The 21198-nt window shown below is 60.5% G+C and carries 19 protein-coding genes; 14 read left to right on the forward strand and 5 right to left on the reverse strand.

Features of this window, described 5'->3' with window-relative positions; genetic code table 11:
• Positions 1-149: 149 nt before the first annotated feature.
• The 9 genes from IDM28_RS12300 (at position 150) to IDM28_RS12340 (ending at position 11527) form a co-directional block, all read left to right on the forward strand.
• Positions 150-2333: a type VI secretion system Vgr family protein gene (locus IDM28_RS12300; RefSeq protein WP_188036075.1), complete on the forward strand. Its 2184-nt coding sequence runs from the start codon at positions 150-152 to the stop codon at positions 2331-2333.
• On the forward strand, positions 2330-3217 hold the full coding sequence (locus IDM28_RS12305) for a DUF4123 domain-containing protein (protein ID WP_188036076.1): 888 nt from the start codon (positions 2330-2332) through the stop codon (positions 3215-3217). The genes IDM28_RS12300 and IDM28_RS12305 overlap by 4 nt, the downstream gene beginning before the upstream one ends.
• 10 nt (positions 3218-3227) lie before the next feature.
• Positions 3228-5876, forward strand: a complete 2649-nt coding sequence (locus IDM28_RS12310) for a T6SS effector BTH_I2691 family protein (RefSeq protein WP_188036077.1) — start codon at positions 3228-3230, stop codon at positions 5874-5876.
• Between the two features lie 221 nt (positions 5877-6097).
• Positions 6098-7081 carry a DUF6708 domain-containing protein gene (locus IDM28_RS12315; protein WP_188036078.1) on the forward strand — a complete coding sequence of 328 codons (984 nt, stop codon included), beginning with the start codon at positions 6098-6100 and terminating at the stop codon, positions 7079-7081.
• Positions 7047-7304, forward strand: a complete 258-nt coding sequence (locus IDM28_RS12320; protein ID WP_150572562.1) for a PAAR domain-containing protein — start codon at positions 7047-7049, stop codon at positions 7302-7304. The genes IDM28_RS12315 and IDM28_RS12320 overlap by 35 nt, the downstream gene beginning before the upstream one ends.
• 68 nt (positions 7305-7372) lie before the next feature.
• Positions 7373-8056, forward strand: a complete 684-nt coding sequence (locus tag IDM28_RS12325; RefSeq protein WP_188036079.1) for a class I SAM-dependent methyltransferase — start codon at positions 7373-7375, stop codon at positions 8054-8056.
• A 137-nt stretch (positions 8057-8193) separates the two neighbouring features.
• Complete coding sequence (locus tag IDM28_RS12330) at positions 8194-9174, forward strand: aliphatic sulfonate ABC transporter substrate-binding protein (RefSeq protein ID WP_150569124.1); 981 nt, start codon at positions 8194-8196, stop codon at positions 9172-9174.
• Positions 9175-9192: 18 nt separating this feature from the next.
• On the forward strand, positions 9193-10557 hold the full coding sequence (locus tag IDM28_RS12335) for an LLM class flavin-dependent oxidoreductase (RefSeq protein WP_188036080.1): 1365 nt from the start codon (positions 9193-9195) through the stop codon (positions 10555-10557).
• A 133-nt stretch (positions 10558-10690) separates the two neighbouring features.
• Positions 10691-11527 (forward strand): bifunctional allantoicase/(S)-ureidoglycine aminohydrolase, encoded by an 837-nt coding sequence (locus tag IDM28_RS12340; RefSeq protein ID WP_101319782.1) that lies wholly within the window; start codon positions 10691-10693, stop codon positions 11525-11527.
• Between the two features lie 74 nt (positions 11528-11601).
• On the opposite strand, the gene IDM28_RS12345 is transcribed toward IDM28_RS12340, so the two are convergent.
• The 3 genes from IDM28_RS12345 to IDM28_RS12355 all read right to left on the reverse strand — a co-directional run bounded on the left by IDM28_RS12345 (position 11602) and on the right by IDM28_RS12355 (position 13960).
• Positions 11602-11868, reverse strand: coding sequence for a DUF1652 domain-containing protein (locus IDM28_RS12345; RefSeq protein WP_101319784.1), 267 nt, complete (start codon positions 11866-11868; stop codon positions 11602-11604).
• A 217-nt stretch (positions 11869-12085) separates the two neighbouring features.
• Positions 12086-12970: a pirin family protein gene (locus IDM28_RS12350; RefSeq protein WP_150569122.1), complete on the reverse strand. Its 885-nt coding sequence runs from the start codon at positions 12968-12970 to the stop codon at positions 12086-12088.
• Between the two features lie 108 nt (positions 12971-13078).
• Complete coding sequence (locus IDM28_RS12355) at positions 13079-13960, reverse strand: LysR substrate-binding domain-containing protein (RefSeq protein WP_101319788.1); 882 nt, start codon at positions 13958-13960, stop codon at positions 13079-13081.
• Positions 13961-14117: 157 nt separating this feature from the next.
• Here IDM28_RS12355 and IDM28_RS12360 point away from each other — a divergent pair, with 157 nt between their 5' ends.
• Together IDM28_RS12360 and IDM28_RS12365 are read left to right on the forward strand one after the other, a co-directional pair.
• Positions 14118-14519, forward strand: a complete 402-nt coding sequence (locus tag IDM28_RS12360) for a MerR family transcriptional regulator (protein ID WP_101319790.1) — start codon at positions 14118-14120, stop codon at positions 14517-14519.
• Positions 14520-14539: 20 nt separating this feature from the next.
• The gene (locus IDM28_RS12365; RefSeq protein WP_188036081.1) at positions 14540-15439 is read left to right on the forward strand and encodes a hydroxymethylglutaryl-CoA lyase; all 900 of its coding nucleotides are present in this window, start codon (positions 14540-14542) and stop codon (positions 15437-15439) included.
• Between the two features lie 542 nt (positions 15440-15981).
• On the opposite strand, the gene IDM28_RS12370 is transcribed toward IDM28_RS12365, so the two are convergent.
• Positions 15982-16503 (reverse strand): MgtC/SapB family protein, encoded by a 522-nt coding sequence (locus IDM28_RS12370; RefSeq protein ID WP_101319794.1) that lies wholly within the window; start codon positions 16501-16503, stop codon positions 15982-15984.
• A gap of 127 nt (positions 16504-16630) precedes the next feature.
• Here IDM28_RS12370 and IDM28_RS12375 point away from each other — a divergent pair, with 127 nt between their 5' ends.
• From IDM28_RS12375 to mapR, 3 genes are all read left to right on the forward strand, one after another.
• Positions 16631-16870 carry a DUF3203 family protein gene (locus IDM28_RS12375; RefSeq protein ID WP_188036082.1) on the forward strand — a complete coding sequence of 80 codons (240 nt, stop codon included), beginning with the start codon at positions 16631-16633 and terminating at the stop codon, positions 16868-16870.
• A 120-nt stretch (positions 16871-16990) separates the two neighbouring features.
• Positions 16991-18400, forward strand: a complete 1410-nt coding sequence (gene ccoG / locus IDM28_RS12380; RefSeq protein ID WP_188036083.1) for a cytochrome c oxidase accessory protein CcoG — start codon at positions 16991-16993, stop codon at positions 18398-18400.
• Between the two features lie 39 nt (positions 18401-18439).
• Entirely contained in the window at positions 18440-19849 is a 1410-nt protein-coding gene (gene mapR, locus IDM28_RS12385) for a GntR family transcriptional regulator MpaR (RefSeq protein ID WP_188036084.1), read from the forward strand.
• Between the two features lie 557 nt (positions 19850-20406).
• Here mapR and IDM28_RS12390 read toward each other — a convergent pair.
• Positions 20407-21153: an SDR family oxidoreductase gene (locus tag IDM28_RS12390; RefSeq protein WP_188036085.1), complete on the reverse strand. Its 747-nt coding sequence runs from the start codon at positions 21151-21153 to the stop codon at positions 20407-20409.
• Between the last annotated feature and the right edge of the window lie 45 nt (positions 21154-21198).

Genomic DNA, 21198 nt, shown 5'->3' on the forward strand with positions numbered 1-21198 from the left:
TTATCAGAAGCCGGATAGGTCCCTCAAAAGCCCTACCCCGGTATGGTTGGCAGGCAATCAAAGCCGTGAAAACAGCGGCCCGCCCCCAGCCCCGTCGGCAACTCATCGGCCCTATCGGCGACGCTTGCAGACGCTGAAAAGGACGTCCCATGCCCAGCCAATCCGACCTGAGCTTCCGCTTCGAGCCTCTGGCCAGCCGCACGCCGTTCGAAGTGGTGTCGTTCACCCTCGAAGAAACCCTCAGCACGCCTTTCAAGCTCACGCTGGAGCTGATCAGCTACCGAGCTGATGTCGATTTCGCCGAGCTGATTGACAAGCCAGCGCTGTTCACCATTTGCCGCGACCAGCAGCCAGTACGCTACGTGCATGGTTTGATCAGCAGCCTTAGCCAGGGCGAAAGTGGTTTCTATCGCACCCGCTATCAAGCTGTCATCGAACCACAACTGGCACGCGCACGCCTGCGCTCCAACTGGCGAATCTTCCAGCAGCAGAGCGCAGCGCAGATCCTCGAGGTCATGTTCAAGCGCCAAGGCCTGACCCAGATCGAATTCAGCACCACGTGCGACCACCAGGTCCGCGAGTTTTGCGTGCAAGCCGGCGAAACCGACCTCGACTTCATTGCACGTCTGGCTGCAGAAGAAGGCTACATCTACAGCTTTGACCACAGCGCTACTGCCCACACCCTGCGCGTGACCGACCGGGTGATGAGCCTCGGGCAGATCAACAGAAGCGTCATCAAGCCCGCAGACGATCTACGCAGCTATGCCGAGGATGGCACCGCCGACCCGCTCAGCGTGCTGTACCACTCCAACAGTGGCGGCGATCCCGCCGGCCCTTGCCTGCGCAGGCTTCGCTATTGCGAGCAGGTGGCAACCACCCACCAGCAGCAGCGCGACTATACCTTCCTGCGGCCAGCCTACCGCCAACAACACGGGGTGGTTGCCAGCCAGTGGAAGCTGCCCTGCAACAAGTACGAACGCTTCGACTATCCCGGTCGCTACAACCTCGATGTGGTTGGCAAGCCGTTCACCCAGACGCGGCTGACCGCACGCCGCCACGCGGTGCGCCTGGCTGAAGTCGAAGGCGACGATGTTCGTCTGCAACCTGGGCTTAGCTTCAATTTGATCGATCATCCCCGTGAGGACCTCAACGCCCACTGGCGGGTGATCAGCGTGCGTCACGTCGGCAGCCAGTTCACCAGTCTGCAGGAAGAGGCGGCGGATGCCGATCAGGGCACACACTATGTCCAGCATGCTGAGCTGGTACCGGGCCGCATCGACTGGAAGCCCGCTTTGTTGGCCAGGCCGCGCATTGACGGGCCGCACATGGCGACGGTGGTCGGGCCGCCCGAGGAAGAGATTTATTGCGACCAGTGGGGGCGGGTCAAGGTCAGCTTTCCCTGGGACCGAGAAAGCAAGGACAACCAGTTCAGCTCGTGCTGGATCCGCGTTGCCCAGGGCTGGGCAGGTGGCAGTTGGGGATCGATGGCCATACCGCGAGTCGGCCAGGAAGTGATCGTTCAATACGTCAATGCCGATCCCGATCAGCCATTGATTACCGGCCGCACCTACTGCGCCAACCAGCTGCCGCCCTATGATTTGCCGCAGCACAAGACCCGTATGACCATCAAAAGCCAGACCCACAAAGGGCAAGGCTTCAATGAGCTGCGCTTCGAGGATGAGCTGGACCGGCAAGAGGTGTTCATTCACGCCCAGAAAGACCAGAACAACGTGGTCCGGCACAACGAAACCACCAAAGTCGGCAATGATCGCGCCGAGCAAGTCGAGCGTGACGAAACCCTCAGCGTCGGCCATGACCGCACAGAGTCGATCGGCAATGATGAAAAGGTTTCGATTGGCCAGGATCGTCAGCATCAAACTGGTCGCGATGACGTCCTCGAAATCGGCCGCCACCACAGCATCACTATCGCTCAGGACCGCATCGAGCAGGTCGGCAACCACCGCCGCGACACCACAGCTGCCAACCACACCGTCGATATCGGCGGGCACCTCGAACAACAGGTCGCTGGCCACGTCGACCTGAAAGCCGGCCAAGCGATTCGCTACCAGACCCAGGACTTCGAGATCGAGGTCGCTGGCAGCTTCTCGGTCAAATCGCCGGGCGGCACGTTACGCCTGGATGCTTCCGGGATAACCCTCGACGGTGTCGCGATAAATTTCAAAGGGCCTATCGGTCAAGCACCTGAGGGGAGTTCCTACGCCTTCAGCATCAGCGGCAAGCCTGAGCCGGGTGAGCCTGTCTGCGTGAGTTGCCTGCTCAAAGCGATTCAAGAGGGGCGCAGTGTTGTCCGCCTCGAAGGGGTCAACGCATGACCACAACGGCCACCAATCTTGGAAACGAGATCGTCGAAGTACTGCGCAACCCGCGTTACCGCCTGACTGGCATCGTCGAGATAAGCCGCTTGAGCGAGCGAGATCGCAGCGAACTGCTGCGCCGTATCAAGGAATACGCGCTGCCATTACTTCAGCAGCCCGAATTCGCCAACCTGCAGGCGCTTGGACCACGGTTGATCACTCCAGCGCCCGACTATGGCCTGGACGGTCAGTGGGGCAACTACTGGGATGTCGAACACTACGGCAAAGAGGGCATCTGCGCGTGGATCGTCAGTTCGATGCCGCCGCCAGAACTGCTCGTGCACCTGAGCCAGGCCAATCGCACGGTCGCGCCTGATGGCAATAGCTACCTGCTGCGTTGGCACATCGCACGCAGTCTCCAGGCTCTGCATGCACGGCGCGACTTGCCGGCGGTACGCGAGTGGCTCGCGCCTATCCATAAAATATGGCTACCGGTACCTGACCCAGGTCGCGAGCGCTGGGTATGCCTCGAGGGAGAGGATCGCGCGCCGATCAGCCAAGGCAACGCCTTCGAGCTGGACTCCGCGTGCTGGCAGGCGCTGACCGGCGACCCGCTGGAATACACCTTGGCCGACGCCATCGGCACAGCGATGGCAGCTGCGGGCATGACCGGCCAATGCCACGCCATTCGCCTAGGCATTGCTCGCGCGCATTTGCGTGCAGCTCGCAAAGCTGGCCTGAGCCGCCAGCAGGACCTGATCAGCTACGTGACCATGATGACCCTCAACGGCGATGCGCTGGCTGAGTCGGCCGCATGGACGCAGGCCGTTGCCGAAGCAAGCGAGCTCAAACGCCCGCTGGCAGACGCCCTGCAAGCGCCCCTCTCCTGCCAGCCTCGATAAGGACGCCACCATGATCAGCATGGACAAGCTCTTCGCTATTAATCGGGCTGCCTGCGAGGCCCTCAGCGTACCGTTAGCCGCAGGCCCTGCAGTCAGTTGCACCCGCAGCTTCACCATTCTGCCACTGCGCTACGCCGCCGTCGGCGGCAACTCCGGCTTGCGCGAGCGCCTGCCGCAATTGCCAGACAACCTGCATCACGCGCATCAGGCTGGCGCCTTGACTCAGGCTGCCTACGCGATACGGCCACTGCGTGAAGGATTTCTTTACGTCATGGAAGCTCGCCGAATAGGCAACAGGTTGTTATTTCTTGACCCTTTCCGCATTTCGGCAGATGGCTCACTGGCCATCTCCAGCTTCGATGACCCCTGGCAAGCCCCGCCGGCCTCGCTGACGGCGCAGGACGTGACGCGCAACCTGGCATGGGCCCTGACTATCCACGATGTCGATGACCTGATCGGGCTGCGGCTGTTCTACAGCCCTGACCCACTGAGCAGAGCTACGCTGATGCGGCTGTTCCACCAGGCTTCCAGCTTGCCGGCTGTGAACGTGGCCAAGTATGCCGCACCCTCCTGCTCGGTCCCTGAATCCCATGTACTGACTTATGGGCAACTCGACCTGGTGGCCGATTTCGCCGCAGAGAACGATCCAGACCTGCGCAAGATGCTTGACGCACAGCTGTCTTCGACGCCGAAGATCATGTCGCTGGTGGCCTCTCGGCAGATGCTCAAGCCAAAGCCGAACAGCGATACGCCGCGAGGTATCGCCATCGTGGTGGAAGACGCGATCGGCATTACCCAGGATCTCAATGCCTGGCGCAACGCGGGCCTGGAACACCTCAAAGGCTGGCTGGAAACCACCACCCCCGGCGCTGAACCAGAGCAGCCGGGGATCAGCAACGAGCGCAAGGTGCTGGTGGCACAAGCGTTCACTCAACTGCACGCCGAGTTCAGTGAGCGCAAGGTCGGCGCGCTGCTGAGCCGCCACACGCAGAGCCTGCGGGAGTACCTGACAGATGGCGCACAAAGCCTGCCGCCCGGTCCAACCCGCGAATGGTGGGCGCAGACACGCGAAGGCATTCTTGAAGTTGATGCGCAGTTCAAGCGCAAGGATCTCGAAGCGCGTGCTGCCACTGGCGAGTTTGCCAAGGCTTTCGAAGAGCGCTACTTGCCAAGAGTCGATCTGCCCGCCATGCACGTTCAGCTGGGCTGGTTCGAGACCGTCAGCCGCGAAGCGCAACGCCAGGCTGATGCCCGGGCAGGCGACCACCTGATGTGGCTGCAGCATCCGCGCCTGCTTGCAGCGCTGGACCTCTATGACCAGGAAGACCTCACCAGCGGTCTGTGCTTTGCACACCAGACCGGCCTCTGCGTGCTGGGTATGGAAGGCACCGTCAAAGGCGCGCAGTTGCTCAGCCGTTGGTGGCAGAGCGGCGAAGTTGAAGCGAGCAACTTGGCCATGCGCGCTTATGTGTTCAATCAGAAATCGGTTGCCGAGGTACTGGCAAAGACCCAAAGCGATATGCGCATTCTCCACGGGCCAGCGGACGACTGGCAAAAACTGGAAACCGCACTGCAACAAGCCAAGGCACTGGCAGCTCAATTCGGCGCAATCGACAGCCATTTGGAGCGGTTAGCCCAACATGGCCACGTCAATACTGCCGGCGCACTTGCATGGATTGGTCATCTAGGGCGTGAAGCCCTGAGCGCCGGTGCGCCCAACGCTGTAGACCGAGCACTGCATAGGCGTCTGGTAACTCTCCTTACTGCTTCGCTGGGTGAGCAAGCACTCAACTTGCGCATGGCCGAACACGCCCAAGCCAGCCACACCCCCTCACCGAGCCGCGTTGCCGCACCGATCATGCGCCGGCTTGATCAGGCCTATGTCGACAGTCTGAACGGCGCGCACAGCAACAGCTTCTACCGCCTGCGAGTCAGCAGCGCGCTGCTGTTGCTGGAAGCGAGTCTGTTGCTGCTGCAAGGCAGGCGAGAAGATAAGGATCGACGGTTCTGGAGCGAGGTGGCTGCGGGGGCGTTGACGAGTGCGGCGGCGGGGATGGAGTTGTTGGCTGTGGGGACAGAGCAAGCACTGGCATCTCTTGAAAGGAGGAGTGCCTCGGCGAGGGGAGCGAGCATTAGTCTAGGCCGGTATCGTGTCTGGGGGGCCGCAATGGCCAGCGCAGGAGGAGCAGTGAGCATCGCGTGGGACATCAACGATGCCCTCAGCGCAGGCGCCAATTACAGAGATACACGCGATCTCAAAAAAGGCATGTTAGCCGGAGCCTACTCAACGAGGGCTTTCGCGACCTTTATCCTTCTGAGCGGGCAAGGAGGAATCGCGTTCTCCCAAGCAGGCGCCTACTTCCGGCGGCTAGCACTAAATGCATCTAGTAAACACATAAGCGGCCCCGCGAAACTTTTGGCTGCATTCTCCAAGACCCTAGCAGGGAATCGCGCACTGCTATTGCTATTAAGTCGAATGGGGTGGATAGGTGGCGTAGTAGCTATCGGAATGACGTTTACACTCTTGGTAATAGATGAGAACGAACTGGAGAAATGGTGTGAAAAATGCTGCTTCAGCCGAAGCAAAAACACCAAATTTTATGAGCTAGACCAAGAAGAACTTGCATCATTTATTAATGCCGTATCGGAGACCCTCTAATGTTCTTATTTGAATGGGGCTACTGGCAGACTGTAATACGATCTGAGACTGATGAACCACGAAACAAGCTCCCTACCGACATTGATATTACGGACATACCCGCGTATGAAAGCGACGAAATCGAAAGCCTTGCTGCCGCTAGATTGAGTGCTAGCTTGGCACCCGCTTCAAGGGGGGCGGTTTATGTATACGATGATACGAATATAGAAATGAGATGTGGCATGGGGGAAGGCAAGCGCGGCCTTATCACCATATTGTCCTTAGCGTTGTTTGCCACTATCACAGCAGGGATAGCAGGCTCGTTAAATTTCGCCTTCGCCGTACCGTATGAAGATCCCACCGACGGTTCTACCGTGGACTTTTTCGCACTTGCACTCAGCATCTACCTTGGACTTCTGAGCTCTGGCTTTACGATTGCATACATTAAATTAGGACTACCAATATCGCGACTGGAGATATTCACGTCACGACACTTAATCATACGCTTCAATCGCAAAACTCAACAGGTCTATCTACATCGACCGCACTACTGCGGTGGTCTAGTGACACTCCCATGGATTGGCGTGAGCAGTTCAGGAGCTAATTACAACTCTGCAATCGCAGGAGGGGTTGGTTTTCCGCTATTCCTATATTGGTCACAATCGTTTACACGAAGCCACTATCCAGAGTGTGCGTGGGTTGGCAAAGCAGGAAACGATCAATCTGAAATCCAGGCCGAATGGGAATTCATCCGCCGTTTCATGGACGAAGGCCCCGAGGGCCTACCCCGCCCACGCATCACTTCACACTTCCCTTGGCCATGGCAGGCATTCACTCCGCAGTTCGAGGGCCTTACCCACTACTTCTGGAATTCGTCGCGGATCATCAAGTTAGGCCTCATTCTTATTTCGCCCGCCTTCCTCATTCTCGGTTTGGGCCACTGGCTAAGCCTGCTGCTGTGCTGGAAACCTCGGTGGCCAAAAATCATCCGCGAAGCAGGATTGCCCGGCAAACCCATCCCGCCGCTAACCACTTTGGCCGACAGGCCGCCTCATATCCAGGAGCGCCTGCGTGCGAACGCCCATCTGTGGGCCATACGCCCGGGCCAGCGGCCGGCGAAAAAACCACGCGCTACCCGTAGACGAGCCAAGCCCGGCAACCAGTCCACTACAGCCAAGGAGTCCTTCACCGATGAAACCCATTGTGCTGATCGGCCACAAACATGACTGCCCAATTCACGGCATCGGCGAAGTGGTCTCGGGCACTTCTGCGACAAGGGTCGGCGGGCGCGAGGTTGCTTGTGTTGGCGACCGCATAAGCTGCGGCGCCGTCATTGAAAGCGGCTCGCCAAGTTACGCCATCGCAGGCAAGGCCGTGGCCCGACTTGGGGACACCACTGACCATGGCGGCACGCTGATCGAGGGCGACAGCGGCTGGCTGGTCGGCTGAAGTATCGATGTCACTGGGCCCAGTGCACCGCCTAAGCTTGTACCTATCTGTCACTGCCGGAGCCAGCCATGTCCTCCCCTGCCCCTGAAACCCGCCTCCAGCAAAGCTGGCATGACAACGCCCACGCCTGGATCGAAGCCGTGCGCAGTGGCAGTATCGAAAGCCGCCGCCAGGTCACCGATCAAGCGATCCTGCTGGCCATCCTGTCACGCCAGCCACAGCGGGTTCTCGACCTCGGCTGCGGTGAGGGATGGCTGTTGCGCGCCCTCACTGCTCGGGGTATCGAAGCCGTAGGCGTGGATGGCGACTCAACCCTGGTCGAGGCAGCACGCGCAGCCGGCTCAGCACCCGTCCACCACTGCAGCTACGAACAACTCGCCAGCGGCGATGTGGGACTCGGCAAATGCTACGACGCGATTTGCGCCAACTTCGCACTGCTTCATCAGGACATCATCCCGCTGCTGAGCGCGATGACCACCTTACTGGCTCCGGGCGGCGTCCTGGTGATCCAGTCGCTACATCCATGGAGCGCCGCCGACGGTGATTATCAAGATGGCTGGCGTGAAGAATCCTTCGCTGGGTTCGAGGGTGATTGGAAGCCGATGCCGTGGTACATGCGCACGTTGACAAGCTGGCTCGCGGCGTTGGACATGGCCGGACTAACCCTCCTCCAATTGCAGGAACCGCAGCATCCACAAAGCCCCGTGCCGCAATCGCTACTGCTGGTCGCAGAGCTGAAACACAAGGAATAACGCTGAAACCCCGTAAACACAAAAGGATATAAAAATAACAAAACAATCTAACCAAATGGAATAAAAAAATTGAAAGCCCTGAGCCGCCTCCCTTACGCTGGAGCCCACATTCCAGCCTTCGCTCAGGAGCACCCGCCTTGTCCAACCGTGCCTTTTCTCCTCTTCGCCGCCTATTGGTCGGCGGCCTGCTGGCCAGTGTCGTCAGCTCCATACTGCCTTGGTCACAAGCCATAGCCGACGATGCCAAGACCTTGCGCATCGGCTACCAGAAATTCAACAGCGTAAACATCCTCAAGGGCACGGGCGCCTTGGAAAAGGCGCTCGCTGCACAGGGCGTGAAAGTCAGCTGGCACGAATTCGCCGCCGGCCCGCAACTGCTAGAAGCGCTGAGCACCGGTGCGATCGACCTGGGTCACGCCGCTGATGCACCGTCGGTGTTCGCCCAGGCCGCTGGCAAGCCTGTGGTCTATCTGGCGGCTGAACAGCCCTACCCGCGCGGGATTGGCCTGGTGGTACGCGAACAGGATCACATCACCAGCGTGCAGGAGCTCAAGGGCAAGCGAGTTGCCACTGGCCGCGGCTGGAATGCTCAATACCTGCTGGCCGTGGCGTTGCAGCAAGCTGGCTTGAGCTATCAGGACATTACCCCGGCATACGTCAACAACGCCGCCGATGCCGTCGCCGCGCTACAGTCGGGTAGCGTGCAGGCTTCGACGCTGTGGGACCCATTCCTGGCAGCAGCCGAGCAGCAACCGGGCTTGAAAAACCTGCGCGACGGTAGCGGCCTGACCAACAACCGGACCTTCTACCTCTCCACCGCGAGCTTTGCCGACCAGCACCGCGAATGGCTGAAGACGTTCTTCAGCGAGCTGGCCAAAGTCAGCCAGTGGGCCAATGCCAAGCCAGCGGAAGTCGCCAGCCTGCTGGCACCGCAACTAGGGATCAAGGCTGAGGTGCTGGAAGTAGCCAGCGAGCGACGCAATTACAACGCCGTGCCGATTACACCGGCAATCGTTGCCGAACAGCAAAAACTGGCCGACACCTTCCAGGGCCTGGGTCTGATCCCACACAAGTTGACCGTGGCTGACGCGGTGTACCCGACCGCCGTCCTGCCCTGACGCCAAGGAACGCTTCGCATGCCCCGCCCGATTCGCTTCAACGCCTTCAGCATGAACGCCGCCAGTCATCAGTCCCCCGGACTGTGGCGCCATCCGCGCAATACCAGCGTGGCGTTCAACCGGCTGGACTACTGGACTGACCTGGCTCGTCTGCTTGAGCGTGGCCTGTTCGACGCGCTGTTCATTGCCGATGTCATGGGCATCTACGACGTCTACCAAGGCGGGCCCGAAGCGGCCCTGCGTGGGGGCGTGCAGGTCCCGGTCAACGATCCCCTGCTGCTGGTCCCGGCCATGGCCGGGGTTACCGAGCATCTGGGCTTCGGCGTGACCTTCTCGCTGACCTACGAGCACCCGTACCCGTTCGCCCGCCGCATGTCGACCCTGGACCACTTGAGTAATGGCCGGGTCGGCTGGAATATCGTCACCGGCTACCTGGACAGCGCTGCACGCAATCTTGGCCTGGCTCGGCAGTTGGGCCATGACCAGCGCTACGACCTGGCCGATGAATACCTGCAGGTGCTGTACAAGCTCTGGGAGAAAAGCTGGGATGACGATGCCGTATTGCTGGATCGCGAATCGGGCCGCTACATTGAACCCTCGCGGGTCCATCCGATTGGCCATCACGGCGAGCATTTCCAGGTCCCCGGGATGCACCTTTGCCAACCCTCGCCGCAGCGCACGCCTGTGCTGTTCCAGGCCGGCGCCTCCGCGCGCGGTCAGGCTTTTGCTGCGGAGCACGCCGAGTGCGTATTCATCAGCGGACCGACGCCGACGGTGCTGCGCCGCTATGCCGACGGCGTGCGCCAGGCCAGCGCCGCGGCGGGACGCGGCCCTGACGAGGTGCTGATTTACGCGCAGGCGCTGTTGATCGTCGCGGACAGCCGTGAGCAGGCGCATGCGCGCTTTGCCGAATACCGCAGTTATGTGGATCTTGACGCCGCGCTGGCGCTGCTGTCCGGCTGGACCGGCATCGACTTCGCCGGCCTCGATCCGGATGCGCTGATTGAATATGTCGAGAATGATGCTGGCCGCGCAGCCCTGGCCGCCTTTACCGCGGCCGACCCAAGCCGGCAGTGGACAGTGCGCGAAGCCGCCGAATTCATCGGCCTTGGCGGCCGCGGCCCAGTCTTGATCGGCTCCGCCAGCGAGGTTGCCGACCAACTGGAGCGCTGGCTCGACCAGACCGGTGTCGATGGTTTCAACCTCACTTACGCCGTACAACCGGATGATTTGAGCAATGTCGTCGAGCTGCTGATTCCAGAGCTACAACGGCGCGGTCGCTACCCTGTGGCCTACGCGGAAGGCACCCTGCGCCACAAGCTGTTCGGCCAAGGTGATCGCTTGCCCGAGAACCACGCGGGGCGCAAGGTGAGCATTCAGTAATCGAATAGCGGGTATTTCAACATTTAATTTGTGGATGGCTGTGCACGGACCCTATCCTGTCCGTGCATCCCCTGCGGCGCACCGGCCGGTGCGGTTTCCGGCACGGGGAGAGAACAACAAGTCGAGACTGTCCATGTCGAATCATTCCTACTTCGCCCCTCACGGTGGGCACCCCGCTCAAACCGAGCTGCTGACTGACCGTGCCATGTTCACCGAAGCCTATGCCGTTATCCCCAAAGGCGTGATGCGTGACATCGTCACCAGCCACCTGCCGTTCTGGGACAAGATGCGCATGTGGGTTATCGCTCGCCCTCTGAGCGGCTTTGCCGAGACCTTCTCGCAGTACATCGTTGAAGTCGCTCCGGAAGGCGGCAGTGAGCGTCCAGAGCTGGACCCGAACGCCGAAGCGGTATTGTTCGTGGTCGAGGGTGAAATCGACATCACCCTGCAGGGCAAGCATCACACCCTGGCTCCTGGCGGTTATGCGTTCATTCCACCAGGCGCCGAGTGGAGCCTGCGTAACCACAGCAAGGCCAACGTCACCTTCCATTGGCTGCGCAAACATTACCAGCGCGTCGAAGGCCTGGATATTCCAGAAGCGTTCGTCACCCACCGCGACAATGCGACCAAGATCGAGATGCCGGGCACCAACGGTGGCTGGGTCACAACGCGCTTTGTCGACATGGCCGATATGCGCCATGACATGCACGTCAACATCGTCACCTTCCAGCCCGGCGGCGTGATTCCGTTCGCCGAGACGCATGTGATGGAGCACGGTCTTTACGTGTTGGAAGGCAAAGCCGTGTACCGCCTGAATCAGGATTGGGTTGAAGTTGAAGCTGGCGATTTCATGTGGCTGCGCGCGTTCTGCCCGCAAGCTTGCTATGCCGGCGGCCCGGGTCCGTTCAGCTACCTGCTGTACAAGGATGTCAACCGTCATGTGCACCTGACACTCAATCCGCAGCGCTGAGTCAGCACAACGGGGCCGCTTAGCTGCGGCCCTTTGCCGCGATCGGCGCCGCAGCACACATCGACGGCTCGCTGTCAGGCGATCCGCTTGGCTGCAACCGGCTGCTGTGCCTGACGTTGCTGAGCGCGCAGCTCTGCAACCAAACCCACCAGATCGCGGCAACTGTTAAGGCTGTCGATTGGCACATCAGTCAGGGTTACGCAGTGCTTCAAGCTTTGGCCCTCGCCCAGCCGGATGGTCAGGCTGGCACCATCAGGGCAACTGACCTCGCACCGATCAGGCAGGCAGGCCTGTTCGATGATTTGCCGCATTTCCAACATTGAAACACCTATCAACGACATGGTACGACCCTCTTCATGGGATGGCCTGTTGTCTTTGAGTGCACCGTCAAGGGCGAGGCGTCAGCTGAGGTTGCTCAATCTTCAAGCGGCGGTCCATTCGCCAGAACATCCACTGCCCAGCCACCCATTAGCACCTTAGTGGAAGATCGCCGAGCCATGACGACCGTTCGATCTGCCATCGCCCTCGCGCGACGGGCGGTCCGCCGATGCCTGCCGCTCAGTGGGCGGCGCCATGCCTACCACCCATACGTCCAAATCGACCCGCTTGAAAGTCATCCAACGCCTCGGCAATCTGCGCCTGGCTATTCATCACAAAAGGCCCGTAGCCAACGATTGGCTCGTCGATCGGTTCACCGCTGAGCAGCAGCAGGACGGCACCCGCCTGCGCCTCGAGGTGGACCCCCGCGCCGGCTCGGTCAAGCAGCACCAAACTGGCCGGGCCGGCTGCGCGGTTACCATTGACCGTTACGCTGCCGCGCAGCACGACTATGGCGGCGTTGCGCCCAGTGGCGACCGGCAGTTGCAGCGTTGCGCCGGCGTTGAGGCGCACATCCCAGACATCCATCGCAGTGAATGTGCGCGCCGGGCCCGCGGCGCCCTCGAACTCGCCGGCAATGACTCGCAGGCTGCCGCACTGGTCTGCCAGCGGCACAACCGGAATATTGGCTGCCAGCAGTGTCTGGTAACCCGCCGGGGCACGCTTGTCCCGCGCCGGCAGATTGACCCACAGCTGCACCATCTCCAGTGCTCCGCCGCTGCGGGCAAACGCTGGCGAATGGAATTCTTCATGGATGATGCCATCGGCAGCGGTCATCCACTGCACATCCCCCGGCCCGATCAAACCGCCGGCGCCCGTGGAGTCGCGATGCTCGACTTCGCCCTGGTAGACGATGGTCACGGTCTCAAAGCCGCGGTGCGGGTGTTCGCCAACGCCGCGCCGAGCGGTGGTGGGCGCAAAATCGTGCGGGCCGGCGTAGTCCAGCAGCAGAAACGGACTGATATGCCGAGCCAGTTGGTCATAAGTAAACAGGCTGCGCACCGGAAAACCATCGCCCACCCAGTGCCCGGCAGGGGCTTGATGAACGCCCAGAATGTCTTTCATGAGAGGTCTCCTTTTTGACTGGGTACAAGCTTACCTGCGGTGATAATCGTGCAATAGACGGTGTGAACAGCACTGATTGTCTCGCTGACAGGACAATCTGCGTGCCTGTCAGATGGCATGGACCATCAGAAGCTCTGTCAGCACCTGCGCCAACGAGCGCACCATCTGCTCGGCAGTTGGCCTGTGCACTATGACAATCTCGTAGCTGTCGACCTCCGGCAAACCGTGCTCGGTACCCAGTACGCGGTGTTCAGCCGTCGCAGCACGCGGCGGCAGCAGGCTCACACCCATACCATCGGCAACCGCCGCTTGAATCCCGCTCAGGCTGGAGCTGGTGAAGCTGATGCGCCAGCGCCGGCCCATGCCTTCGATGGCGTTGATCATGTCATCGCGGTACAGCCCACGCGGGGGGAAGGTCACCAGAGGAATTGGATCGAGTTCGAACGCCGGCAGCCGCGCACTATCGATCCACTGCAGGCGCTCGGGCCAGCAGGCCACCCCTTCGCGGCTGTTGCGCCGCTGTTTGAGCAGCACCAGGTCCAGCTCACCATTGTCGTAGGCTTGGCTAAGGTCGCGACAAAGCCCGCTGGTCACCTCGAGTTTGACCTGCGGATGGCGCCGGCTGAAGTCAGACAGCGCATTGGTCGTGCGCCCGCCGACGAAATCCTCCGGCACCCCAAGCCGCACCGTAGTGCCGACCATCGCGCCGGCCAGGGCTTCGAGCATCTGATCGTTGAGCGCCAGCATGTGCCTGGCATAGCCAAGCAAGGTCTGCCCGGCATCGGTAGGCAACACATCACGATTGCCCCGCACCAGCAGGCGATGGCCGACCATTTCTTCCAGCCGCCTGACTTTTTGACTGATGGTCGATTGAGTCGAGTGCAAGCGGGCTGCGGCAGTTGTGAAGCTGCCGCAATCGGCCACCACAACGATCGCCCGCAACAAGTCGAGATCGAACAACGCCCTATTCGATTTAACGCTGATAGACATCAGAGGATTCAATTTATAAATGATCAGTCTGACTTTTAGCATGCCTGCCAGCGCTGAACCACCCACGTGCTCCGCCAAGGGCGGATAAGCCCAGGATGCCTTGACGTAAACGTAAAGCTCCCAGTAGCTTAGTGCGATAAATCTTCCGAGCCCAAGCATGAGCACCCAGACCTACAGCATCTCCGACCTGTCCCGTGAGTTGGACATCACTACTCGGGCCATCCGCTTCTATGAAGAGCAAGGCCTGATCAGCCCTGAGCGGCGCGGGCTGGAGCGCATCTACAGTGCCCGCGACAAAGTCACGCTCAAGCTGATTCTGCGCGGCAAGCGCATCGGCTTTTCCCTGGCCGAGTGCCGCGAGCTGATCGAGCTCTATGACCCGAGCGGCGGCAACTTCAAGCAGCTCAACAGCATGCTGGTGAAAATTGCCGAGCGGCGCGCTCAGCTGGAGCAGCAGATGCTCGATATTGAGCAGATGCACCTTGAACTGGATACCGCTCAGGAGCGTTGCGAGCAAGCGCTTGCCGCCACGCCCAAACCTTCCGACAGCACGTGCTGACTCGCCACAGGAACCCTGCCATGTCATTGCCAACACACGTTCGCCTGGTTGAAGTCGGCCCGCGCGACGGCCTGCAGAACGAAGCCCAGCCGATCAGCGTCGCCGACAAGGTGCGCCTGGTCGATGATCTGAGCGAGGCCGGTTTGTCCTACATCGAGGTGGGCAGTTTCGTCTCGCCCAAGTGGGTCCCACAGATGGCCGGCTCGGCCGAAGTATTCAGCGCGATCAAGCAGCTTCCTGGGGTCACCTACGCAGCGCTGGCGCCGAACCTGCGTGGTTTTGAAGACGCGGTTGCTGCGGGTGTCAAAGAGGTAGCTGTATTCGCCGCTGCTACCGAGGCGTTCTCACAGCGCAATATCAACTGCTCGATCAGTGACAGCCTGCAGCGCTTCGAACCGATCATGGAAGCAGCGCGCAGCCATGGTGTGCGGGTGCGCGGGTACGTGTCGTGTGTGCTTGGTTGTCCTTATGAAGGCCGGGTCAGCGCCGAGCAGGTTGCTCCGGTCGCCAAGGCGCTGCATGACATGGGCTGCTATGAGGTATCGCTGGGCGACACCCTCGGTACCGGCACTGCCGGTGACACACGCAGATTGTTTGAAGTGGTCTCGGCGCAGGTGCCGCGTGCACAACTGGCCGGGCACTTCCATGACACCTATGGCCAGGCCCTGACCAACGTCTACGCGAGCCTGCTGGAAGGTATCCAGGTGTTTGACAGCTCGGTCGCCGGGCTTGGCGGCTGCCCTTATGCCAAGGGCGCTACCGGCAACATCGCCAGTGAAGATGTGCTGTACCTGCTGCAGGGGTTGGGGATCGAAACCGGCATAGACCTCGACCGGCTGATCGCCGCCGGCCAGCGCATCAGCCAGGTGCTGGGGCGACCGACAGGCTCGCGTGTCGCGCGGGCCCGTAGCGCACAATGAGTCACACTAATGTCATCAATGTGTGGGCCTGGTGTTACCGCCCCCACGTTGCGCAGCGGAAATTCGGGTAACAGGGAAACAATTCGACAGAATTTCCCGCAGTGAGAAGATGCAGAAAATAGCCAAGCCCTTGATTTTCAAGGCTTTTAAAAAGTTGGCACGCCACCTGCTATATCTCTGACATAACAAGAACAAAAACGTGACACCCAATAAAAACAACAGGTAACGGCTCTGACATAACAAGAACAACACGGCAGAGGCGTAGCAAGCAGATTTTTTTGGAGTAGAACTGGTTTCCTGGGGGTTAACCCCGCGGCCTGACACAGAACAACAAAACTACCTTCAGGTAGCCACAGTCACGGTCGGATCAACATGATGAAAGCAGGTCAGCGCTCAAAAAAATACGTTTGCTCTTGACCCCGCATGGGGGTTGCTCGCAGCACCGAGGCAGGCTTACAAAAACAACAAAAGGCCCGTCTTCAATAATAACAACAGAGCAGGCAGCAACGATTTGAGGGGAGCTTCGGCTCCCCTCAGTGCTATCAGCCCTCTTCTTCCCGCTGCTTCTGATCGTTGCCTCCTTCGACCTTGTCTACCAGCTTGGGCATGGTGCTCAGCACCAGCAGCGCCAGGATCGTACTGATCAGCGCAGTCGCCTCCCGCCCCATCCCGGCAGCCGTCCCAATGGCTGCGGTCATCCATAAGCCAGCCGCAGTAGTCAGCCCCTTGACGTGGCTGGGATCCTTGCCATTGCCTTTGAGAATGGTACCCGCACCCAAAAAGCCGATACCTGCAACGATGCCCTGGATTACCCGGCTCAGCGCCTGAGCATCTGCGCCGGCCATACTCGGCGCCAGCACGAACAGTGCTGCACCCACGGAGACCAGCATGTGCGTACGCACGCCAGCAGACTTGCCGCGGTGTTCACGCTCAAAGCCCAGCACGGCGCCCAACACCGCGGCCATCAGCAAACGCACCAGAATGCGTGTGACCTCCTCGACGTTGGTCACATCGGCAAACTCGGTCTGGATAGTAACCAGAATCCTCTCCCAGCCGCTTTCCATCAACATCCTCCTCTGCCCGTGTTGACGGTTGACCCCTCAGCCCACGCCGAAGTGCCGTTCGATCAGCCAATGCAGCAACCCGGGTAACCGTGCGGTCACTAATAACAACCACCGAGAGGACGCTGACATGCCTATAGAAGTTGACCAGAACAGCCGCCACTGCACGCTCATCGGCGACAAGCTGCGGATCGAGGGCACTGGACCGGAAGTCGAGATCATCACTGACGAGCAGCTGCGCATGTCCGTCGCTGTGCTTGCAGGGGAGCGCGTACCGATCACCGAAGCGGAGGCTGACGCGCTCACTGTTATCGGTGCGGTAGATAGCCGCAGGCATCTGAAGGCAAGTGAGCCTGGCTCGGTAATCTAAGGGTTTGCCGCGGCCCACGAGATAACTGATACGGTTTTTATCGCCTTAGCTGAGTCTGTGCTGCAAACAGTCACCGGCCCATAGTGCCCGGGTCTGTTGAAGCCTGATGAGCCACGCGACATGAGCGATAAGATTCCGTACCACGTGATTGAGGTAACACCCCCAGCAGCCCAAAGAGGCAGCGGTTACAGCGGCGGCGCCGTTCACACGCGCAGCTTCAGCGGCATCTACCGCAATCTTCGGATCGGTTTTGCCGGTGCCTTGTTTGCCTTGTTCTTCGGTACGGCCTGGCTGGACTGGGATGGCCGCCAGGCAGTGCTGTGGGATCTTGCTGACAGTAAATTTCACGTATTCGGTACCACCTTTTGGCCGCAGGACTTCATCCTCCTGTCGGCGCTGCTGATCATCAGCGCCTTTGGCCTGTTTGCCATCACCGTCTTCGCAGGCCGAGTCTGGTGCGGTTACAGCTGCCCGCAGAGCACCTGGACCTGGTTGTACATGTGGTGCGAAAAAATCAGCGAAGGCGATCGCAATCAGCGCATCAAGCTGGCGGCGGCGCCATGGAGCGTAAACAAAATTGCCCGGCGGAGCTTGAAACACGCGCTGTGGCTGGCCATTGCCGTACTTACCGGGCTGACTTTTGTCGGCTACTTCACGCCTATCCGCCCCCTGGCGCAGGAGCTGCTGAGTTTGCAGCTGACGGGTGTTGCCCTGTTCTGGGTGCTGTTTTTCACCGGCGCCACGTACCTCAATGCCGGTTTTCTGCGCGAAGCCGTGTGCATGCACATGTGTCCCTACGCGCGCTTTCAGGGTGTGATGTTCGACAAGGACACCCTGGCCGTCGCCTATGACCCGCATCGCGGCGAAGCGCGAGGCCCACGCAAGAAAGGCAGCGACCCGCGCGCGCAGCAGCTGGGCGACTGCATCGATTGCACGTTGTGCGTGCAGGTCTGCCCGACCGGTATCGATATCCGCCAAGGCCTGCAGATGGCCTGCATCGGCTGCGCCGCTTGCATCGATGCCTGCGACGGGGTGATGGACAAGATGGGCTACCCGCGCGGGCTGATCGGCTACAAGTCCGAGCACACCTTGCAAGGCGGCTCCACCCACTGGCTGCGCCCACGCCTGCTCGGCTATGTAACCGCGCTGGTGGTCATGATCGGCGCCCTGGTGCTCGCCCTGCAGGAGCGGTCGATGGTGTCGCTGGATGTGATCAAGGACCGCGGCTTGTTCCGCGAAAACGCCTTGGGCCAGATCGAGAACATCTACTTGCTCAAGGTCATCAACAAGACCCAGCAGCCACAGCGCTACCAGCTGCGCCTGGTGGATGCGGACGGCTTCGAGCTGCACGGCAGCACCGAATTCACCTTGCGCGCCGGCGAAATGGGCGAGCTGCCGGTATCGGTCGCGATGCTTGCAGAGCGGCCTAGCAGCAGCGCCCAGGACCTGACCTTCGAAATCCAGGACAGCGACGAGCCAAGCATTCGCAGCAGCGCGCGCAGCCGCTTCGTCGCGCCGTTGAACCGCTGATCCCTTACACTGAGCCTTCACCATGCCTGCCGACCGCCCATGAAACGCTACGAACGCTTTGCCGATGACATTGCTGAACTGATCCGCTCCGGGGTACTCGGCCCTGGCCAGCGGGTGCCCTCTGTGCGCTACGCCAGCCAGACCCACGGGGTCAGCCCGTCGACAGTGTTTCAGGCCTACTACCTGCTCGAGCGGCGAGGTTTGATCCGTGCCAGACCGCGCTCAGGCTATTTCGTCAATGCGCATGCGCCGCAGCAGATGAGTGAGCCGCAGATCATGGCGCCAGTCAGCGAGTCAACCGAGGTTGACGTCAGCGGGCTGGTATTTTCCATCCTCGACTCGATCAAAGATCCCAATACGGTTGCGTTTGGCTCGGCATTCCCCAGCCCTGCGTTGTTCCCACTGCAACGCCTGTCGCGCTCATTGGCCAGCGCCAGCCGCGCGATGGACCCGCGCATGGCGGTCACCGACCTGTCGCCCGGCAACCCGCAACTGCGCCGGCAAATCGCCCTGCGCTACATGGTCGCCGGGCTGATGTTGCCGATGGAAGAGCTGTTGATCACCAATGGCGCGCTCGAGGCATTGAACCTGTGCTTGCAGGCAGTCACCGAGCCAGGCGACCTGGTGGCCATCGAAGCGCCGGCATTTTATGCGTGCCTGCAGGTACTGGAGCGGCTCAAGCTCAAGGCTGTGGAAATCCCCGTGCACCCGCGTGAAGGGATGGACCTTGGGGTGCTTGCACAGACCCTGGACAAGCACCCGGTCAAGGCGGTGTGGTGCATGACCAATTTTCAGAACCCGGTCGGTGCGAGCATGCCTGAGCACAAGAAGCAGGAACTGGTAGAACTGCTGCGGCACCATCAGGTGCCGCTCATCGAAGACGATGTATATGCTGAGTTGTACTACTCGCAGCAAGCGCCCAAACCGGCCAAAGCCTTCGACACCGATGGCCTGGTAATGCACTGCGGCTCGTTCAGCAAAAGCCTGGCGCCGGGGTATCGCATTGGTTGGGTCGCGGCCGGGCGCTTTGCGCAGAAGGTAGAGAGGCTCAAATTGATGACCTCGTTGTGCGCATCAATGCCTGCGCAGGCGGCCATCGCCGATTACCTGCAGCACGGCGGCTATGACCGTCACCTGCGCAAGCTTCGTTATGCGCTGGAGGGTCAGCAGGCGAGCATGTTGGCAGCGATTGCGCGCTACTTCCCGGCGCAGACGCGGGTCAGTCAGCCCTCTGGTGGATATTTCCTGTGGCTTGAGCTGCCAGAACAGATGGATGCGCTGAAGCTGTTTCACATGGCTGCCGCACAAGGCATCAGTATTGCCCCTGGGCCGATCTTTTCGCCGACCCGGCGCTTCGGCAACTGCATCCGCTTGAACTACGGCAGCCCATGGGATGCGAGCGCCGAGCAAGCCATGGAAACCTTGGGGCGAATTGTGCGCTCGTTCTAGTGGTGACCGACCAGTCAAGCTACAGTTGCGCAGTGAGACATAGCGCAGGATGCAAATATGCACGACCCTCAACTGCGCGCCTTGCGCCAGCAACTGGACGCCTTGCAGCAACGCAACAACGCCCTTGAAGCACAACTCGCGCAGCGCCAGTGAAGCGAGCAAAGTCTTTATCGCTTTGTCTTCGACACCATGGACATGGGCTGTTGCATCATCGAATTCTTCGACGGCCCGGCAGGCCCGCTGAGCGACTATCGGCATGTACTGACTAATACAGCTTGCTTCACCCATGCCGGGATCGACCCACTGGGCAGAACTATTCGCCAGTTGCCACCCGTCAGGCGGAATTCTGGGTCGAGTTCTACGGCCAGGTCTTGCCCTCCGGTGAGCCAAAGCAGCTCGAGCAGACGCTGGACGCGACAGGCACCGACAACGGCACAGGCATGAATTCGCAGATACTGCTCAAACCTTTTGACCTTAAGACCTTGGCCCAACGCGTCAGTCAACTGTTGGCGGCGTCAGCACCATCGCAAGCCGGTCCTGAATGACGGGGATTTCGGCTAGCGCCCGCCGCCTAGTTCGATAAAGCTGCCGGTCGAGTAGGACGCCTTATCCGACAGCAGCCAGAGAATCGCCTCGGCGACTTCCTCTGGTTGGCCGCCCCGCCCCATCGGCAACCCTGCCTCAAGTTTGTGCACGCGCTCGGCATCACCGCTGAGCGCATGAAAGCCGGTGTGAATATAACCGGGCCGCACCCCATTGACGCGCACGCCTTCGCCGGCCACTTCTTTGGCCAAGCCAATGGTGAACGTATCCAACGCGCCTTTCGACGCAGCGTAATCAACGTACTCCGCAGGTGAACCAAGGCGCGCCGCCAACGACGACACATTGACGATCGCCCCACCCTGGCCGCCGTGCCGACGGGCCATGCGCAGCAAAGCATGCTTGGCACACAGCATCGGCCCGACCACATTGGTTTTCATCAGGTTGAGCAGGCGGAACTCGGACATGTCTTCCAGGCGGCTCTGCGGGCCGATGGTACCAGCGTTGTTGACCAGTGCCGTTACCGGCCCAAGCTCATGGTCAACGCGCTGGAACAGCTGGATGATCTCGTCCTCGACACTGGCATCGGCACGCACGGCAATCGCTTCGGCACCGCGCTCGCGGACCTCGGCGAGGATGCGCTCGGCTGCCTGATCGTCAGCATGATAATTGATGCAGATACGATAGCCTTGCTCAGCGGCAAGCCGCGCTGAAGCAGCGCCGATGCCACGGCTGGCGCCGGTAATCACGATAACCTTGTCCATCGATTGCCCCTGGGCGACTGATGGCACAAGGCTAACGCTTGCTTG

Source organism: Pseudomonas sp. EZ-C24 (assembly GCF_014525325.1).
GTDB classification, from domain to species: domain Bacteria; phylum Pseudomonadota; class Gammaproteobacteria; order Pseudomonadales; family Pseudomonadaceae; genus Aquipseudomonas; species Aquipseudomonas shirazensis.

What these genes read in the sequence shown, in the direction of transcription:
- IDM28_RS12300 (WP_188036075.1), top strand. Translation starts at nt 150, where the DNA reads ATGCCCAGCCAATCCGACCTGAGCTTCCGCTTCGAGCCTCTGGCCAGC.
- IDM28_RS12305 (WP_188036076.1), top strand. Translation starts at nt 2,330, where the DNA reads ATGACCACAACGGCCACCAATCTTGGAAACGAGATCGTCGAAGTACTG.
- IDM28_RS12310 (WP_188036077.1), top strand. Translation starts at nt 3,228, where the DNA reads ATGATCAGCATGGACAAGCTCTTCGCTATTAATCGGGCTGCCTGCGAG.
- IDM28_RS12315 (WP_188036078.1), top strand. Translation starts at nt 6,098, where the DNA reads ATGGGGGAAGGCAAGCGCGGCCTTATCACCATATTGTCCTTAGCGTTG.
- IDM28_RS12320 (WP_150572562.1), top strand. Translation starts at nt 7,047, where the DNA reads ATGAAACCCATTGTGCTGATCGGCCACAAACATGACTGCCCAATTCAC.
- IDM28_RS12325 (WP_188036079.1), top strand. Translation starts at nt 7,373, where the DNA reads ATGTCCTCCCCTGCCCCTGAAACCCGCCTCCAGCAAAGCTGGCATGAC.
- IDM28_RS12335 (WP_188036080.1), top strand. Translation starts at nt 9,193, where the DNA reads ATGCCCCGCCCGATTCGCTTCAACGCCTTCAGCATGAACGCCGCCAGT.
- IDM28_RS12340 (WP_101319782.1), top strand. Translation starts at nt 10,691, where the DNA reads ATGTCGAATCATTCCTACTTCGCCCCTCACGGTGGGCACCCCGCTCAA.
- IDM28_RS12345 (WP_101319784.1), bottom strand. Translation starts at nt 11,868, where the DNA reads ATGTCGTTGATAGGTGTTTCAATGTTGGAAATGCGGCAAATCATCGAA.
- IDM28_RS12350 (WP_150569122.1), bottom strand. Translation starts at nt 12,970, where the DNA reads ATGAAAGACATTCTGGGCGTTCATCAAGCCCCTGCCGGGCACTGGGTG.
- IDM28_RS12355 (WP_101319788.1), bottom strand. Translation starts at nt 13,960, where the DNA reads ATGTCTATCAGCGTTAAATCGAATAGGGCGTTGTTCGATCTCGACTTG.
- IDM28_RS12360 (WP_101319790.1), top strand. Translation starts at nt 14,118, where the DNA reads ATGAGCACCCAGACCTACAGCATCTCCGACCTGTCCCGTGAGTTGGAC.
- IDM28_RS12365 (WP_188036081.1), top strand. Translation starts at nt 14,540, where the DNA reads ATGTCATTGCCAACACACGTTCGCCTGGTTGAAGTCGGCCCGCGCGAC.
- IDM28_RS12370 (WP_101319794.1), bottom strand. Translation starts at nt 16,503, where the DNA reads ATGGAAAGCGGCTGGGAGAGGATTCTGGTTACTATCCAGACCGAGTTT.
- IDM28_RS12375 (WP_188036082.1), top strand. Translation starts at nt 16,631, where the DNA reads ATGCCTATAGAAGTTGACCAGAACAGCCGCCACTGCACGCTCATCGGC.
- ccoG (WP_188036083.1), top strand. Translation starts at nt 16,991, where the DNA reads ATGAGCGATAAGATTCCGTACCACGTGATTGAGGTAACACCCCCAGCA.
- mapR (WP_188036084.1), top strand. Translation starts at nt 18,440, where the DNA reads ATGAAACGCTACGAACGCTTTGCCGATGACATTGCTGAACTGATCCGC.
- IDM28_RS12390 (WP_188036085.1), bottom strand. Translation starts at nt 21,153, where the DNA reads ATGGACAAGGTTATCGTGATTACCGGCGCCAGCCGTGGCATCGGCGCT.